This window comes from Bradyrhizobium sp. Crot121 (assembly GCF_059512385.1).
Window position 1 is genome coordinate 33,390 of the sequence record NZ_JCAMOR010000031.1, and the last position, 15,861, is coordinate 49,250.

Here is a 15,861-nt window from a genome sequence, read left to right on the forward strand (position 1 = left end):
CCATCCGCCGAATTATGCCCGCATCGACGGGCTCGATCTGGCCATTCTGGCGTTATAGCCATAGGAGACTTCATACCGCCGTAGACAGGCGCCGGGTAAGGTGTTCCCCCAAAGGAGCGAGCCATGGTGAAACCGACGAAGACGCGCATTGGCAACCACACCCTGCACCCGGAAACGCTGATGCTGAACTACGGCTATGATCCGCAATTGTCGGAGGGAGCCGTCAAACCCCCGGTCTTCCTGACCTCGACCTTCGTCTTCAAGACGGCGGAAGACGGCAAGGACTTCTTCGATTTCGTCGCGGGCCGGCGCGAACCGCCGGAGGGGATGGGCGCGGGCCTGGTCTACTCGCGGTTCAATCATCCCAACAGTGAGATCGTGGAGGACAGGCTCGCCGTCTATGAGCGCACCGAGAACTGCGCGCTGTTCTCGTCCGGCATGGCGGCGATTTCGACGACGATCCTGGCCTTCGCACGCCCTGGCGATGTGATCCTGCATTCCCAACCGCTGTATGGCGGGACGGAAACGCTGTTTGCGAACACGCTTGCGAAGCTCTCCATCGGTGCCGTGGGCTTCGCCGATGGCCTCGATGAGGCCGCGGTCAGGCACGCGGCGGAGGACGCCATGCGCAGGGGCCGAGTGACGATGATCTTCATCGAAACCCCGGCAAATCCCACCAATGGCCTGGTCGATATCGCGATGATCCGCCGTATCGCCGAGCTGATCGGCGAGGTCCAGGGCCACACGCCGATCGTCGCATGCGACAATACGCTGCTCGGGCCGTTGTTTCAGCGGCCGATCGAGCATGGTGCTGATCTCTCCCTGTACTCGCTGACCAAATATGTCGGAGGCCATTCCGACCTGATCGCCGGTGCTGCGCTCGGCTCAAAGGCCCTGATGAAGGACATCAGGGCGTTGCGAGGCGCCATCGGCACCCAACTGGATGCCCATTCCTGCTGGATGATCAGCCGGTCGCTCGAAACCCTGAGCCTGCGGATGGAAAAGGCTGACAGAAATGCGCACCTTGTGGCGGATTATCTGCGCGATCATCCCAAAGTGGAGCGCGTCCATTATCTTGCCCACCACGCCGAGGATTCCGCGGCCGGCCGTCTGTTCGCGAGGCAATGCAGCGGAGCAGGCTCCACGTTTTCATTCGATATTGTCGGCGGCCAGACGGCTGCTTTCAAATTCCTGAATGCGCTAAAAATCCTGAAACTGGCGGTGAGCCTGGGCGGCACCGAGTCGCTTGCAAGCCATCCCGCAACCATGACCCACTCGGGCGTCCCGTCCGACATCCGTCAAAGGATAGGCGTGCTCGACTCCACGATCCGGTTGTCTGTTGGCATCGAGCATCCTTCCGATCTGATCGCGGATATCGCGCAAGCTTTGATCGCGGCATAGGTGCGACGCAACGGGAGGCGCTGGCTCAACCGCGATGCCGTGCACGTTACACCTGTAACGCGATAGGCCGGTCTCGAAATTATTTCGTATCGCGCGCCCCATAGCGTCTGCAGCGGTCGACATTTCATCGTCGAACGCATTGATTTGGGGGCAATACAGAATGTTCGAATGGCTCGAGCCTGCGGCGTTGATCGTCATAGCGGGATTGCTGGCATGCTCAGGTATTCGTAACTGGCGATCGAAGAAACCAATTGTCAAATGGGGCGGAGCAGGTTTGGCGGCTTTGGCTTCCGTCATTGCTTTCTCGATCAGCGTGCTGCTGACCATCGGGCTGTTCAAGCTGCACGCGCGCAGCGCGCCAAGCGTGGACGTGAAGGTTGCAGGGACCGCGGAGCAAATCCGGCGCGGCCAGACGATCGCGGACAGCTTTTGCAGCGGCTGCCATACCAGGACCGACACGCTCACCGGCGGCGCGGATCTCGGTAAGGATATCTCGTTGCCGATCGGTTCGTTTATAGCCGCCAACCTCACACCGGTCGGGCAATTAAGCCGGTGGTCGGACGGCGATATTTTCCGCGCCATTCGCAACGGGGTCGCTCCCGAAGGGGATTGGCTGGTCATCATGTCCTACACCAACGCCGGAAAGCTGAGCGACGCGGACACCAAAGCGGTGATTGCCTATCTCCGCAGTCTGCCTGCTGCAGGAGAAAAGACGAGAAATCCGGCCGATCGTCTCACGATGCTGGGCATCGCGATGTTGGGCGCTGGCATGCTGCCAGCAGGCAAGCCCGTCTCAACAGACCATGTGACCGCGCCACCAAAAGGCCCCACGTCACGATACGGCGAATATCTCATCTCGTATCAGGACTGCCGCGAATGCCATGGCAAAGATCTGACCGGTGGCAAACCCGGCCAGCTCGCCCCGCTAGGGCCCGATCTCAATGTCGTCAAGGAGTGGAAATTCCAGGAATTCGTCGCCACCATGCGCACTGGTGTCGATCCGAACGGTCACACCCTCGGCAATCGGATGCCGTGGCAGCCGATCGGCAGGATGGAAGATGAAGACCTTCGCGCTGTCTATGAGTATCTGACGCATCTGCCCGCAGCCTGAACAATTCCGTGCGGCGCTCGCATCCTTAGAATGACGGCTAGCTTTTCGGGGTTGAATCCGCGCCCAGTAGTTGGCCGGTCTTGCGGCTGAGAAAATGCAGTCGCGTGCAGGCAGGGCAGCTTACCGCCGTGAATTCGTTCTGATCGGTATTATCATCCTCGTCCAGGCTGTGCTGAACGTTGAGATGGGTATTGGGGCAGACGAAGATGAAATGTCTCATCCGCTCTTTGTCGAAGATCTGGAATCGGACGATTTGATCTAACGCAAGGTTTTGGGCCCGCGGAGGCGAAATGCCCCCACGGCCGGTACCGTCATATGGCGCGCGATCTATCCGGATGGTTTGATCCAGAACAAACGGCGGAGAAAAGCTCCGAGATAGCCTGTCGTCGTTGTTGAATTGTGCGCGGCTACGGCCTCGTTCCGCGCCGTTCGGCAGATTGAAGACAGGTACCGGAGGTTCATCATGGCTAAACTCAAGATTCCGCATGACGCCATCGTATTCGTGGGCGACGGGCGGAAAGCGCTGTTCCTCCGCAACGAAGGCGATGAGAAATTCCCCAATCTGAAGACCGAGCAGGTCTTTGAGCAGCAAAATTCCTCGACCCATGATCAGGGCAGCGAGCGGCCCGGACGCACGAGGAAGCCCGGTTCGGGGCAGCGAAGTACGGTCGAGCCGGTAGACTGGCATGATCTCGAAGAGCATCGGTTCGCGCGACAGGTGGCGGCCGCCGCCGAGCAGGTCATCCGCAGCGGCAAGGCAAAGGCCCTCGTCGTCGTGGCCCCGCCGCGAACCCTGGCAGAGCTTCGAGTTGCCTTTCATGCTGACGTGAAACGGCATATCCTGGCCGAGTTCGACAAGGATCTCACCAAGCATCCTGTCGGCGAAATCGAAAGGCATCTGGTTGGATGATCCGCGGGCGATGCCCGCCGATCTTGACGCATAACGTGTTCTCACGCGTCTCTGCGGGAGACAATGATGTCCGCTGTTCCTCGGAAGCGGGGCGCCGAACCGGCTGATCAGGCCGATGAAGCGCCCGGCTTGATCGATCAGGATCAGGTTGATGTCGAGCGCGATGAGCCGCTCGGCGAGAATGAGCCGGTCGAACGCGATTCCCCTGATGCGCCGGCCTCGCCGGCATTCGAGGAGTGATGTGCATGTGATGCAGTGTGGCTAAGCGTCGCTCGAAATCGTCTGGTCTCTCAGACCTCCATGCGGTAAGACGCAACAATTGTTGTGATGCTCGAATTCCGCGGATGGAGGTTGGTCCCGTGGAGAAATTCATTCACAATCAGAATCTCGCGCTGTTCAGGAAGAAGCTGAACGATCCGCACATCAGCGAGGCGGAGCGCGACGTCGTTCTCAAGCTGTTGGCGGATGAGGAAGCGAAGGAGGGGCTGCTGCGTTCCACCCGAGCGGATCGCAAACCGTCCTGATCCAACGCAATTTTCCGAAAATCACATCGCGCTTTGGCGCTGCTGCGGAAAGTTTGGGCATGGAAGACCGCGTCCGATGGTTCCGCTCTTGGGTGGAGATCTGCGTTGCAATTTCAAATCAGCTCATCGCCTATTCGACTTGCGCGAGATCAACGCGGGGCCTCGCGGGCTGGTTCAGCTAGCAGAGGAAAAGAGGAGCTACGCGGATGGCGCGCTTCATTGCCCGATTCTACAAAAATGTGCTCGGTGAGAACGGCCAGGTCGGCGATGTCTGCCAATGCACGGTGGATCTCGACGTGCCGGACGACGCGCAAGCAGTAGACGCCGCCAAGCAGAAATTCTGCGAGATACACGGGGTTCGTGATTGGACCCTGCACGCCGATCGGCTGGAGGTGAAGCCGGCCGACTTTCCGTCGTAGGCAGGGAGATACCGGGCTGCGTGCTGCGCACGCATCCTGGAATGACGCTTGCGCTCGGCTAGGACTCGTTACGGGCAGGGATGACGGTAGCCGTCGGTGCCGAGATAGGTGCCTGAGGCGGGATCATAGGAGCGGAAGCGCTGCGCGCAGTAAGCTTGGGCGTTTGCCGCCTGTGCCTGGCTGGATGCAATGGCACCGCCGATGATGGCGCCGGCGGCGAGTCCGCCAAGCACCGCGGCGCCGGTTCCGTATCCACGTCCATGTCCATACCCGCCGCGGTAACCGTAGTGGCGGTATCCGGGACCACCATGGTAGCGACGGTATTGCACCTGCTGTACCGAAGACTCTTGTGCCACGGGGGACGTCGTCATGGGCGCGGCTCGAACAGGTAGGGATGCCGATATCGTCAGCGCTGTGGCGGCGGCCATCAAGAAAATCCTACGCATGTTCACGGCTTGCTCCTTTTCTTGTTTGGTTGGGAACACAACGGCCGTGCTGCCGAACGGTTCCCGGGGACTTCCCGCTCGCGACGACAGAGAGCCAGCGAAGCGTTAACTCCCACTACAAGATTCCGCCCCTGCGGTCATCACAAGATCAGTCGGCCCTCACGTGCGAATATGAAGGGCTCCGTTGCATCTCTGTCGTGTAATCCGATTCGCCTTCGGATGCTTTTTTGAGCCGAAAGCGCCAATTTTTGCCGAAACTTTCAGCGCGCGTGATCGCGCTCGCCGCGCTACCTAGAAGCGGACGAGGGAAGCGCTTCATGGTCGTGAGGCGGCCGCGCGAAGGAGGGTAACCAACATGCTCGAAGCGGCACGGGTTTCGCAGTCCAGTCTGCCGGTGATCGATATCTCCGGCCTGTCGTCGCCAAACCTGTCGGATCGCAAAGCGGTTGCCGCCAAGCTGCGCGCCGCCTGTCTGTACAACGGCTTCTTTTATATCTCGAACCATGACGTCGATGAAAAGCTCGTCGCCGACGTCTTCGCCGAGGCTGCTGCGTTCTTCGATCTATCGCCCGAGACAAAGGCCGAGGTTGACAAGTCACGCTCGAAGGCCAATCGCGGTTACGAGCCGCTGCAGGGCCAGACGTTGGAGCCCGGTGCGCCGCCCGATCTGAAGGAGGGCTATTATGTCGGGCCTGAGCATGCGCCTGATGATCCGCGCGTGCTCGCCGGCATGTTCAATCATGGCGCCAACCAGTGGCCATCGTCGCGGCCGAACTTCAAGCCGGTGATGGAAGCCTATCTCAACGTGATGCTGGATCTGTCGGCCCGCATGATGGGCGGCATCGCGCTGTCGCTCGATCTTCCTGAGGATTATTTCAAAGGCTATTGCACTGACGCGATGGCGACTGTGCGGCTGCTGCACTATCCGCCGCAGCCTGCTGGCGGCAATCCGGATCAGAAGGGCGCCGGCGCGCACACCGATTTCGGCGGGCTGACGCTGTTGCGCCAGGGCGATATCGGCGGCCTGCAGGTCTGGGACCAGGCCACCGGCGGCTGGATCCACGCCGACCCGGTGCCCGGCACCTATGTCGTCAATCTCGGCGACATGATCGCGCGCTGGACCAACGACAAATACCGCTCGACGCTGCATCGCGTGGTCAACGTATCAGGCCACGAGCGCTATTCGGTGCCGTTCTTCTACACCGGCAATTACGCCCACAAGGTCGAATGCATCCCGACCTGCCTTGCACCGGATGAACAGCCGAAATACCCCCCTGTAACGGTCGAGGAGCATATGCGCGCGATGTACAAGCGGACCTACAAGTAGTCTGTCGTCGCCGCCATGACCGCTCCAACCCCGCGCTACACCTTCATCCTGATCCACGGCGCCTGGCAGGGCGCCTGGGCCTGGGAGACCATCGTCCCGCGCCTGAAGGCGCTCGGGCACGAGGCTGTTGCCGTCGACCTGCCGGGCAACGGCCACAACCCGCTACCGCCCGAGGAGGTCAATCTCGAGCGCTACGCCGCGCATGTTGTCGACATCATCGACACGACCGAAGGTCCGATCATCATGGTCGGGCACAGCATGGGCGGCACCGCGGCCGCGCAGGCCTGCGAATTGCGCCCGGAACGGATCGCGCTCGCGATCTTCCTCTGTGCGTTCATGCTGCCTGACGGGATGTCCGTGCTGCAGTTCTACGAGCGCTATCTGGAGCCATGGATGCGCGGCGCGCATGCGCGTGTCACCTATGATGAGGCAGGTCTCTTGTCGCGTATCGATCCGGCCTCCGCGGTCGAGGTGTTCTACCAGAAGGCGGATCGCGAGTTGGCGGAGGCCGCCGCGCGTCGCCTGACGCCGCAGCCTGAAGGCGGCCGCCGCTCGCAACTGAAGCTGTCGGGCGAGCGCTTCGGCACCGTGCCGCGCGTCTATATCGAGGCGCGCGAGGATCGCTCGGTGCACCTGCCACTGCAGCGGAAGATGCAGGAATTGTCGCCGTGCCTCGAAGTCTACGGCCTCGACAGCGACCACGCGCCGCAGCTCTCGCAGCCGGATGAGCTCGTTGCACTATTTATGAAGGCGGTTGCCGCGCACGCCCGCACGCTGTGACTGATCTCGCGACCGCGATTCAATCGCGGGGGCCAGATCGATGCTTCATTTGTGGGCAAATGGTGCTCATTTCACTTCGTTGACAGCATTTTCGCGCCACCTATCCTGACCGCAGTTTTGGCGAGCTGAAGAGATCAGATGAAGCCCTCCATCTTTGGCTATCAGGCGCCAGCATCAATCGAAGCGGTAATCAGCATTCTGGCCGGCGATCCCGACGCGGTCGTGCTCGCCGGCGGGCAGACATTGTTGCCCGCGATGAATTTTCGTGCCGCTAATCCATCCACGCTGGTGGATATCCAGCATGTGGCTGATCTCCGCGGCATCGAGGTCGGCGCCGACGTCATTGTCGTGAAGGCGATGACCCGCCACCGCGAATTCGAACTCGATGCGGGCGTCGCGGGCGTCAATCCGCTGGTCGCTGAGGTCATGCAGCATGTTGCCCATGTGCCGATCCGCAACCGCGGCACGCTGGTTGGCAGCCTTTGCCACGCCGATCCCTCCGCCGAAATGCCGATGCTGCTGGTGCTGCTCGGCGGCTCCGTGATCGCGCAGGGGCCGTCGGGGTGGCGCGAGATTGCGGCCGAGGATTTCTTTCAGTCGTTCCTCACCACGGCCCGAGAGCGGGACGAGATCATCACCGAGGCGCGCTTTCCGGTGCTGCCGAAAGGCGCCGGATGGGCCTTCGACGAGGTGACCCGGCGTCACGGCGACTACGCAATTGCCGGCGTCGGCTGCGTGCTGTCGCTTGACGATCGCGGCCATGCGTCGCGCGTGCAGCTTGCGGCGTGCGGCATCGCGGATACGCCAGTGCGCTTGAAGGAGGCGGAGAATATCCTCACAGGCACCGCGCTCGGTGCGTCCGATCTCGACGCCGCGGTGGCGGCCTCCGGTGCGGCCGTGACACAGCCCGACGAGATACATGTGTCCCAAACCTATCGCCGCAGGGCGCTCGGCACGCTGATCCGCAGGATCGTGACGACAGCCGCGCAACGTGCCACGCAGATGGAGACCGCCTGATGGCGCGAACGATGAAGGCCGCGATTCCGGACCGCTCCGCCGATGCCGAGGTCGACGTGTCGATGACGGTCAACGGCGAGGCCGTCAGTCGCAGCGTCAGCGTCCGCTTGCTGCTGAGCGACTTCCTGCGGCACGAGCTGAGGCTGACCGGCACCCATGTCGGCTGTGAGCACGGCGTCTGCGGCTGCTGCACGGTGCTCCTTAACGGCAGGGCCGGCCGCTCCTGCCTGACGTTGGCGGTGCAGGCGAATGGTTACGATATCCGCACCATCGAGTCGGTCGCATCGGCTGACGGCACGCTGCATCCGGTGCAGCAGGCGTTCAAGGAGTGCCATGGCCTGCAATGCGGCTATTGCACGCCCGGCATGGTGATGAACATCGTCGCCCGCTTCGAGGAGCCGGGAAAGCTTGATCTCACCGACGAAGGCATCAGGGATTTGCTCTCGGGCAATCTCTGCCGTTGCACTGGCTATCTCAACATCATCGCCGCGGTGCGCCGTGCCGCTGAGCTGCTCGGACGGGCCTGATGTCGACACGCCAGTTCGGAGCGCGCGTCGAGCGCAACATCGATCCCAAGCTGCTGCGGGGCGAGGGGGCCTTCGTCGACGACATTCCGCTGCCGGACGCGCTGCACGTCGCTTTCCTGCGCAGCCCGCATGCGCGGGCGCGGATCGTCTCCATCGACGCATCGGCAGCGAAGTGCCATCCGGGCGTCGCGGCTATCTATACCAGCGACGATATCGGCACTCTCGATGTCGAGATGCCGCTATTGATTCCGCATCCCTCGATGAAGAATCCGAAGACCCAGCGTCCGCTAGCGCGCGGCGATGTCCACTATGTCGGGCAGACCGTGGCAATGGTGGTCGCCGTCGATCGCTATACCGCCGAAGATGCTGCAGCACTGATCGAGGTCGAGTACGAACCACTGCCAGTCGAGATGGACCTGGCGAAGGCGCTGACCGACGACACGCCGCTTGTGCATGCCGACGTGCCGAACAATCTGGCGGCGCATTTCATCCAGATCAGCGGCAATCCGGACGACGCCTTTGCCCGTGCCGAGCACACTACCAAGATCACCGTGCAAGTCGATCGCTCGACGGCGGCCCCGATGGAGTGCCGCGCGGTCGCGGCGCGCTGGGATGCGGTATCCGGTGAACTCACAGTGTGGGACGGCACACAGGCGCCGATCTCGGTGCGCGGCGGGCTTGCATCCGTGTTCGAGCTCGATGAGGACAAGGTCCGCGTCATCGCGCCTGACGTCGGCGGCGGCTTCGGGCAGAAGGTGCTGCTGTTCTATCCGGACGAACTCCTGGTGCCGATGGCGGCGATGCGGCTCGGGCGCCCCGTGAAATATATCGAGGATCGCCGCGAGAACTTCCTGGGTTCCTCGCAGGAGCGGACGCAGATCCACACGATCGAGCTCGCCGCGCTCAGGACCGGTGAAGTGATCGGCCTTCGCGATTTCTTCCTGCACGACACCGGCGCCTTCATTCCCTATGGCATCGCGGTGGCGCAGGTCGCCTCCACCTCGATCGCGGGGCCGTACCGCATCCCCAACATCTTCGTGGAGTTCAAGGCGGTCTATACGCCGACGGTGCAGGTGACGCCCTATCGCGGCTGCGGCCGGCCGCAGGCGTGCTTTGCGATCGAGCGCGCGATGGATCAGCTCGCCGAGGAACTCGGGCTCGACCGTTTCGAGATCCGCCGCCGCAACTTGATCGCCGAGAAGGAATTTCCCTATGAGCGCGAGGGGCTGCTGTTCGCCGACGGGCTCAAGGTGACGCTCGACAGCGGCCAGTATGGCAAGGCGCTGGCGATGGCCGCAGCCGAGCTTGGCACGGAAAGTTTCGCCGCCGAGCAGGCGAAGGCGCGCGCCGAGGGACGTTATCTCGGGCTCGGGCTCGCCTGCTACGTCGAGGGCACGGGGCTCGGTCCTTACGAGGGAGGCCACGTCAAGATCCACCCGATCACCGGCAAGGTCTACGTCAACACCGGCCTCAGCACGCAGGGGCAGGGGCACGACACGGTGTTCGCGCAGATCGTCGCCGATCAGCTCGGCGTCAGTCCGCAGGACGTTATCGTGGTCGAGGGCGACACCAAGGCGTTCGACTGGGGCGTGGCGACCTTTGCCAGCCGCGCCGCCGTTGTCAGCGGCAACGCGATCCACAAGACCGCGCTCACCGTGCGCAAGAAGGTGATCGAAGCCGCTGCCAACATGCTCGACGTCGACCCCGACCAGATCGAGCTGCGCGATTCTGCGGCCTGGGTGAAAGGCTCGAACCGCTTTGCGCCGCTGGCGGCGATCGCGACCGCGAGCAATCCGCTGCGTTACGCCTTCAACAAGGCGGCGCAGGCGGCAACGCAGTTCGCGCCGGCGAGCAAGCATGACGGGCCGCCGCTCGCGGACGGCCAGGCGCCGGGACTGGAGGCCACCGACTATTACAGTCCATCCCAATCCACCTGGGCCTATGGCGTGCACGGCGCGATCATCGAGGTCGACCCGGGCCTGTGCACCGTGAAGATCAGGAAGTACGTCTGCATCCACGATTGCGGCAACATGATCAATCCGATGATCGTGGAGGGGCAGGTGCTCGGCGGCATCGCGCAGGGGATCGGCGGTGCGCTCTATGAACATCTCGACTACCAGGCCGACGGCAATCTCGCCAATGCCAGCCTGATGGATTTCCTGGTGCCTTACGCGACCGAGATTCCCAATGTCTCGATCCTGCACCTGGAGACGCCGACGCCGCTGAATCCGCTCGGCGTCAAGGGCGTCGGCGAGGCCGGCTGCATCGCGGTCGGCGCTGTCGTCGCATCAGGCGTGGAGGACGCGCTGCGTCCATTCGGTACGCTGAAGTTTCACCACGTGCCGCTGTCGCCGAACATGATCTCACACGCGCTGGAAACTGCTGGATATTGACGCCCGCCGTCATTGCGAGCGCAGCGAAGCAATCCATCTCACCGCTTGTGGAGACATGGATTGCTTCGCTACGCTCGCAATGACGTGGAAAGACAGGCGCGAGACGGCTACCGCCGCTCCTCGCGCACATGCGGCTGGCCCAGCGCGCCGGGCTCCTGCGTGATGCCGGAATCCTTGGTGCCGACCCAGATCATGACGGCGATGGTCGCAAGATATGGCGTCATCAGCATCAGATATTGCGGCACGCGGATGCCAGCCGCCGCGATCTGCGGGATCAGCGCCTCGATGCAGCCGAACAGAAGCGCGCCTGCGAGCGCGGGCCACGGCGCCCAGCGCGCGAACACGACCAGCGCCACCGCGATCCAGCCGCGGCCGCCGGTCATCCCGGTCACCCACAGCTTGACGCTGACGACCGAGATGTAGCCGCCGGCGAGGCCAATCAGTGAGGAGCCGGCGACGATCGCAAAGATCCGATGCAGCGTGACGTTGACGCCGGCGGCGTCTGCAGCGCCCGGGTTCTCGCCGACGGAACGAATCCGCAAGCCCAGCATGGTACGGAACAAGAGGAAGTTGACGGCGAAGAAGATGAGGATGGTGAGATAGACGATCGGATCCTGCTGGAACAATATCCGCCCGATGCCGGGGATTTCCGAGAGCGGCCAGATCTTCAGCGGAGCCAGCCCCGTCAGTTGCTTGTTCTGCCATTTCGCCAGCGTGCCGACGAGGCCTGTAAAGCCCTGGCAGAAGAACACGACTGACAGGCCCGCGATCACCTGGTTGATGCGCAGCACCACCACCAGCACCGCGAACAGCAGCGAGACCACGCTCGCCGCCACCATCGCGGCAACCAGCGCCACCGCCGGATAGCCGCCGAGCATGAGGCAGGTGCCGGCGCCGGCGAGCGCGCCGACCAGCATCAAGCCCTCCGCGGTGAGGTTCAATACGCCGGAACGCTCGGCGATGATCAGGCCGAGCGCCGCAAGCGCGTAGGGGACCGCCGTGACGGGAGCGTTGGCCAGCCAGTTGATGAGGAAATCAATCACAGTGGTCCTCTCAACGTATCCAGCGGATGCGGTGGCGGATCAGGAATTCCGACGACGCGACCGCCATGACGATGATCGCCTCGATCATCTGCACCATGGTGAAGGGGATCTGGTAGAATACCTGCAGCGTCTGGCCGGTGATGAAGAGCACCGCGATCAGGAAGCCAACGACAGCGACCACGATCGGATCGTTGCGCGAGAGGAACGCGATCAGCACGCCGGAGAACACGTAGCCGTTGGCGAAGGATTGCGTGAGCCGGCCTTCCTGGCTGGCGACATTGACGAAGCCGGCAAGACCTGAGCAGGCGCCGGAGATCGCGATGATCCAGATCGTCGCCGTCTGTACGGGAACGCCGACGACTTTCGCCATTTTCGGATTGGCGCTGATGAAGCGGGTGTAGAAGCCGATGCGGCTGAGATGGATCATCCAGCCGGCCGCGAGCACGCCCGCGATCGCGATCAATAATCCGCTGTTGACGCCATAACCGATATCGGTCAGCCGCTCGAAGGGACGGAACGGGGTCGATTGTGGAAACGCGGTTTTGGAGTCCTGCCAGGCGCCGTAGAGCAGGTGGAACAGGAAATATATCGCCACGTAATTGAGCAGCAGCGTCGCGATGATCTCGTTGACCCGGAAGCGCAGCTTGAGGAACACGACCAGCAGCACCCAGAGCGCGCCGCCGAGCGCTGCAGCCATTCCCATCAGGATCAGCCGCGTGGCCGGCGGGCCGATGTCATAGATCGAGATCGCGGCGGCAAAGATGCCGCCGAAGATCATCTGGCCTTCAATGCCGAGATTCCAGAAGCCGATGCGGAAGGCGAGGCTGGCCCCTAAGCCGACCAGGATCAGCGGCGCAGCCTGGATCAGGACGCCGCGCAGGTTCTCCGCCGTGAGCACGCCGGCAAGTTCGCTCGCGAGCGTCAGCGGCGGGATGCCGGCCACCGCGAGGATCGCGACCGAGATCGCGAGGCCGAGGATCAGCGATGATCCGACGAACACCGCCTGTTTCCATGCCGGCAGGTTCTGGCGCACGTCGAGCGTGAGGCGGCCGAGGCCGCGCGGGGGTGCGGGGGTCAATGGTTCGGCTCGGCGCAAGATGTCATGCATGGTCGACCATGGCCCGGCCAATCGCCTGGCGGTCCGCAGGGCGTTCGAATTCGGCGACGATCGCGCCGCGGGTCATCACTCCGATGCGGTCGGAGAGGCTTAATATCTCGTCGAGGTCCTCACTGATCAGCACGATGGCGGCGCCGCGTTCGCGCGCCGCGATCAGGCGCTGGTGCACAGCGGCACAGGCGCGCGCATCGAGCCCGCGGCTCGGGCTGTGCGCGACCACGACATCAGGCTCGCGGCTGAATTCGCGGGCGATAACGAGCTTCTGCGCATTTCCGCCGGACAGCAGCGAGGCCTTCTGCTTGACGCTGCGCACGCCCTGCACATCGTAGTCCTTCACCGCCGCGATGGCGTCGCGGCGCATCGCGGCACGATCGAGCCTGACAACGCTGCCGTAGCGCCCGGAGCGGATCTGCGCCACCGCGAGATTGTCCTGGATCGGCAGGCTGCCGGCGAGCGCATAGGCATAGCGGTCGGCGGGGATCACGGCGATCGCAGCTTCGCGCCGCTTGGCCTGGCCGGCACGACTGATGTCGCCGGCGCCATCGACCCAGATCTCGCCCAAGGAGGGCTCGATCGCGCCGATCAGCGCTTCCGCAAGCTCGGCCTGGCCGTTGCCGCTGACGCCGGCGATGCCGTAGATCTCGCCGGCGCGGACATAGAAGCTCGTGTTGTTCAGCATGGTGCGGCCGTCGGCGCGCGTATAGGTGAGGGCGCCGACATTGAGCCGGGTCGGACCACCCTGGTGCGGCGTTCGCTCCGGGAGCGCCGAGGTCTGGCCCACCGTGAGCTCGGTCAATTCTTCCGCGGTCGAATGGCGCGGATCGAGGGTCGCGACTGTCTTGCCGCCGCGCATGATGGTCACGACATCGGCGTAGCGCTTCACGTCCTGCAGCTTGTGCGTCACCAGCACGACCGCGGTGCCGGATCGGGCCAGCCGCTGCACGATCTCGAGCAGGCCGATAGCTTCGGCGTCGGTCAGCACCGCGGTCGGCTCGTCGAGGATCAGGATCCTGGCGCCGCCGACCAGCACCTTGACGATCTCGGCCTGCTGCTGCTCGGCCACCGTCATGGTGTCGATGCGGCGATCGGGATCGATGGAGAATTTGAGCGCATCGACCTGCTTCTTGATGGCGTCGCGGATGTCGCGCAGGCCGGAAGCAAAATGGGCCTTCGGATTGGCGAGCAGCACGTTCTCGGCCACGGTGAAAGGTCTGACCAGCTTGAAGTGTTGGTGCACCATGCCGATCCCGTGAGAGCGGGCCGAAGCGGGTCCGCTCAGCGAGATCGGTGCACCATTGATGGAGATCGATCCAGCATCCGGCGCGTAGAGACCGGCGGCGACGTTCATCAGCGACGATTTGCCGGCGCCGTTTTCGCCGAGCAGGGCATGGACCTCGCCGGAGCGGCTCTCGAAGGACGCGCCATCGAGAGCCAGAGCCCCGTCAAAGGATTTCCTGATCCCGGCAAGTTGCAGGGCCGCATTCATCAGAAGCTATGCTCGCCTATTTCTGAGTGATGACACCAGGGACGAACCAGTCCATCTTCCAGAAGCCGGCATCGTCGAGCGACTTGCCCTCGGCGACGCGGACGGTGCCGGCCGTGTCCTTGATCGGACCGGCGAAGATCTGCTTGCCGGCGATGATGGCGTCGCGCTCGGCCATCACCTTGTCGACGACGTCCTTCGGCACAACGCTGTTGCAGCAGGCGATGTCGGTGCCGCCATCCTTGATGCCGGGGAAGGCGCCGTAGGGATTGGGCTCCCAATTGCCCGCCGCGATCTTCTTCAGTTCGGGCCCGAGGAATTTTTCCCAGGTCCAGGCCGAGGAGCACAGCGTTGCCTTCGGCGCGAACTCGCGGAGATCGCGGTGATGGCCGGTGCCGTAGATGCCGCGCTCTTGCGCGACGATCTGCGGCGTCGGGGTGTCGACGTGCTGGCCGATCACGTCGATGCCCTGGTCGGCCATCGCCTGCGCCGCGGCGCGTTCCTTGACCGGATCGTTCCAGGCGCCGGTGAAGACCACGGTCACAGTGGCCTTCGGATTCATCTTCTGCGCGCCTAATTCATAGGCATTGATGGTCCAGTTCACCGGGCCGATCGGATGCGCAGCGACGAATCCGAGCTTGCCGGACTTCGACATCGCACCCGCGATCATGCCGCAAAGATACTGGCTCTCATAGGTGCGGCCGTAGAAGGACTCGAGGTTCGGGCCGTTGGTGGTGCCGGAGCCGTTGAGGAACGCGACTTTCGGATATTTCTGCGACAGCTCCTTGAAGGTGTCGGAATAGCCGAACGCGGTGCCGATGATCACATTGTAGCCGCGCTGGATGAAACGCTCCGCAGCCGGCGTGATCTGTCCTGCAACTTCAGGCACATTTTCGACGAAGGGAATCTGCATGCCGACGTCCTTCTCGATCTTCGGGCGCGCCTCGTCATAGGCTTGCGTCCAGCCGCCATCGCTCTTCTCGGCGAAATAGAGGAACGCAATCTTGGCCGGCGCCGGGAGTGTGAACCCGGCGGCATAGGCGGCTGCCGCGCCGCCTGTCAGGGCAGCGGCAAGAACAGGGATTGTAGTCCAGCGCATCACGCAAAATCCTCTCGATGTGCGAAAATTTGTCGACCGTTCAGGACGGGTTCCGAAAAAATCTTCGCATTGTTGGAAAAAATAGCACGCCAATTGTTTAGTCACCGTCGAGCCAATCGATGGGCAGTCCCCCTTGCATTCTCTTCGCCGCGCGACCGCGTGCCGTCGCGCGCAGGAATGAGCGAAGCGAGCTTGCTTTCGGCCCGCACATTCCAGTGTGTTGCCCGGCGGCATCTGGTCACGCGCAAGGCGCAACCGAAAATT

17 protein-coding genes are annotated in these 15,861 nt (G+C 63.1%); 11 read left to right on the top strand and 6 right to left on the bottom strand.

Translation table 11 applies throughout. The annotated features are described in order from the left end of the window. The first annotated feature begins 123 nt into the window (after nucleotides 1–123). On the top strand, nucleotides 124–1,401 hold the full coding sequence (locus AC5ZGW_RS25005; RefSeq protein ID WP_130225654.1) for a cystathionine gamma-synthase family protein: 1,278 nt from the start codon (nucleotides 124–126) through the stop codon (nucleotides 1,399–1,401). A gap of 160 nt (nucleotides 1,402–1,561) precedes the next feature. After that, nucleotides 1,562–2,512, top strand: a complete 951-nt coding sequence (locus AC5ZGW_RS25010; protein WP_130225653.1) for a c-type cytochrome — start codon at nucleotides 1,562–1,564, stop codon at nucleotides 2,510–2,512. Nucleotides 2,513–2,549: 37 nt separating this feature from the next. On the opposite strand, the gene AC5ZGW_RS25015 is transcribed toward AC5ZGW_RS25010, so the two are convergent. Next, entirely contained in the window at nucleotides 2,550–2,999 is a 450-nt protein-coding gene (locus tag AC5ZGW_RS25015; RefSeq protein ID WP_245474689.1) for a hypothetical protein, read from the bottom strand. Here AC5ZGW_RS25015 and AC5ZGW_RS25020 point away from each other — a divergent pair. The 4 genes from AC5ZGW_RS25020 to AC5ZGW_RS25035 all read left to right on the top strand — a co-directional run bounded on the left by AC5ZGW_RS25020 (nucleotide 2,976) and on the right by AC5ZGW_RS25035 (nucleotide 4,365). Further along, nucleotides 2,976–3,422, top strand: a complete 447-nt coding sequence (locus AC5ZGW_RS25020; protein ID WP_130225652.1) for a baeRF12 domain-containing protein — start codon at nucleotides 2,976–2,978, stop codon at nucleotides 3,420–3,422. The two genes, AC5ZGW_RS25015 and AC5ZGW_RS25020, sit on opposite strands and share 24 nt — an antisense overlap. A gap of 66 nt (nucleotides 3,423–3,488) precedes the next feature. Further along, a complete protein-coding gene (locus tag AC5ZGW_RS25025) occupies nucleotides 3,489–3,662 on the top strand; it encodes a hypothetical protein (protein WP_155255129.1) in 174 nt (57 codons plus the stop codon). Nucleotides 3,663–3,781: 119 nt separating this feature from the next. Next, entirely contained in the window at nucleotides 3,782–3,946 is a 165-nt protein-coding gene (locus AC5ZGW_RS25030) for a hypothetical protein (RefSeq protein WP_165435189.1), read from the top strand. Nucleotides 3,947–4,152: 206 nt separating this feature from the next. Next, nucleotides 4,153–4,365, top strand: a complete 213-nt coding sequence (locus AC5ZGW_RS25035) for a hypothetical protein (RefSeq protein WP_028163304.1) — start codon at nucleotides 4,153–4,155, stop codon at nucleotides 4,363–4,365. Nucleotides 4,366–4,433: 68 nt separating this feature from the next. Here the strand turns inward: AC5ZGW_RS25035 and AC5ZGW_RS25040 are convergent, their stop codons facing one another. Continuing rightward, nucleotides 4,434–4,811: a BA14K family protein gene (locus AC5ZGW_RS25040; protein WP_130225651.1), complete on the bottom strand. Its 378-nt coding sequence runs from the start codon at nucleotides 4,809–4,811 to the stop codon at nucleotides 4,434–4,436. Nucleotides 4,812–5,166: 355 nt separating this feature from the next. Here AC5ZGW_RS25040 and AC5ZGW_RS25045 point away from each other — a divergent pair, with 355 nt between their 5' ends. From AC5ZGW_RS25045 to cutA, 5 genes are all read left to right on the top strand, one after another. Continuing rightward, nucleotides 5,167–6,138, top strand: a complete 972-nt coding sequence (locus tag AC5ZGW_RS25045) for an isopenicillin N synthase family dioxygenase (protein ID WP_130225650.1) — start codon at nucleotides 5,167–5,169, stop codon at nucleotides 6,136–6,138. A 15-nt stretch (nucleotides 6,139–6,153) separates the two neighbouring features. Next, nucleotides 6,154–6,918 (top strand): alpha/beta fold hydrolase, encoded by a 765-nt coding sequence (locus tag AC5ZGW_RS25050; RefSeq protein ID WP_130225649.1) that lies wholly within the window; start codon nucleotides 6,154–6,156, stop codon nucleotides 6,916–6,918. A 138-nt stretch (nucleotides 6,919–7,056) separates the two neighbouring features. Beyond that, complete coding sequence (locus AC5ZGW_RS25055) at nucleotides 7,057–7,935, top strand: FAD binding domain-containing protein (protein ID WP_130225648.1); 879 nt, start codon at nucleotides 7,057–7,059, stop codon at nucleotides 7,933–7,935. Further along, nucleotides 7,935–8,462 carry a (2Fe-2S)-binding protein gene (locus AC5ZGW_RS25060; protein ID WP_245474688.1) on the top strand — a complete coding sequence of 176 codons (528 nt, stop codon included), beginning with the start codon at nucleotides 7,935–7,937 and terminating at the stop codon, nucleotides 8,460–8,462. Before AC5ZGW_RS25055 ends, AC5ZGW_RS25060 begins: the two co-directional genes overlap by 1 nt. Continuing rightward, on the top strand, nucleotides 8,462–10,855 hold the full coding sequence (cutA, locus tag AC5ZGW_RS25065) for an aerobic carbon-monoxide dehydrogenase large subunit (RefSeq protein ID WP_130225647.1): 2,394 nt from the start codon (nucleotides 8,462–8,464) through the stop codon (nucleotides 10,853–10,855). Before AC5ZGW_RS25060 ends, cutA begins: the two co-directional genes overlap by 1 nt. A gap of 107 nt (nucleotides 10,856–10,962) precedes the next feature. On the opposite strand, the gene AC5ZGW_RS25070 is transcribed toward cutA, so the two are convergent. From AC5ZGW_RS25070 to AC5ZGW_RS25085, 4 genes are read right to left on the bottom strand one after another with little or no spacing between them, the layout of a single operon-like run. Then, on the bottom strand, nucleotides 10,963–11,898 hold the full coding sequence (locus AC5ZGW_RS25070) for an ABC transporter permease (RefSeq protein WP_207231011.1): 936 nt from the start codon (nucleotides 11,896–11,898) through the stop codon (nucleotides 10,963–10,965). 10 nt (nucleotides 11,899–11,908) lie between these two features. Further along, nucleotides 11,909–12,976, bottom strand: coding sequence for an ABC transporter permease (locus AC5ZGW_RS25075; protein WP_463327882.1), 1,068 nt, complete (start codon nucleotides 12,974–12,976; stop codon nucleotides 11,909–11,911). 22 nt (nucleotides 12,977–12,998) lie between these two features. Continuing rightward, on the bottom strand, nucleotides 12,999–14,501 hold the full coding sequence (locus AC5ZGW_RS25080; protein ID WP_130225645.1) for an ABC transporter ATP-binding protein: 1,503 nt from the start codon (nucleotides 14,499–14,501) through the stop codon (nucleotides 12,999–13,001). 16 nt (nucleotides 14,502–14,517) lie between these two features. Next, nucleotides 14,518–15,597, bottom strand: a complete 1,080-nt coding sequence (locus tag AC5ZGW_RS25085; protein WP_130225644.1) for a BMP family ABC transporter substrate-binding protein — start codon at nucleotides 15,595–15,597, stop codon at nucleotides 14,518–14,520. Between the last annotated feature and the right edge of the window lie 264 nt (nucleotides 15,598–15,861).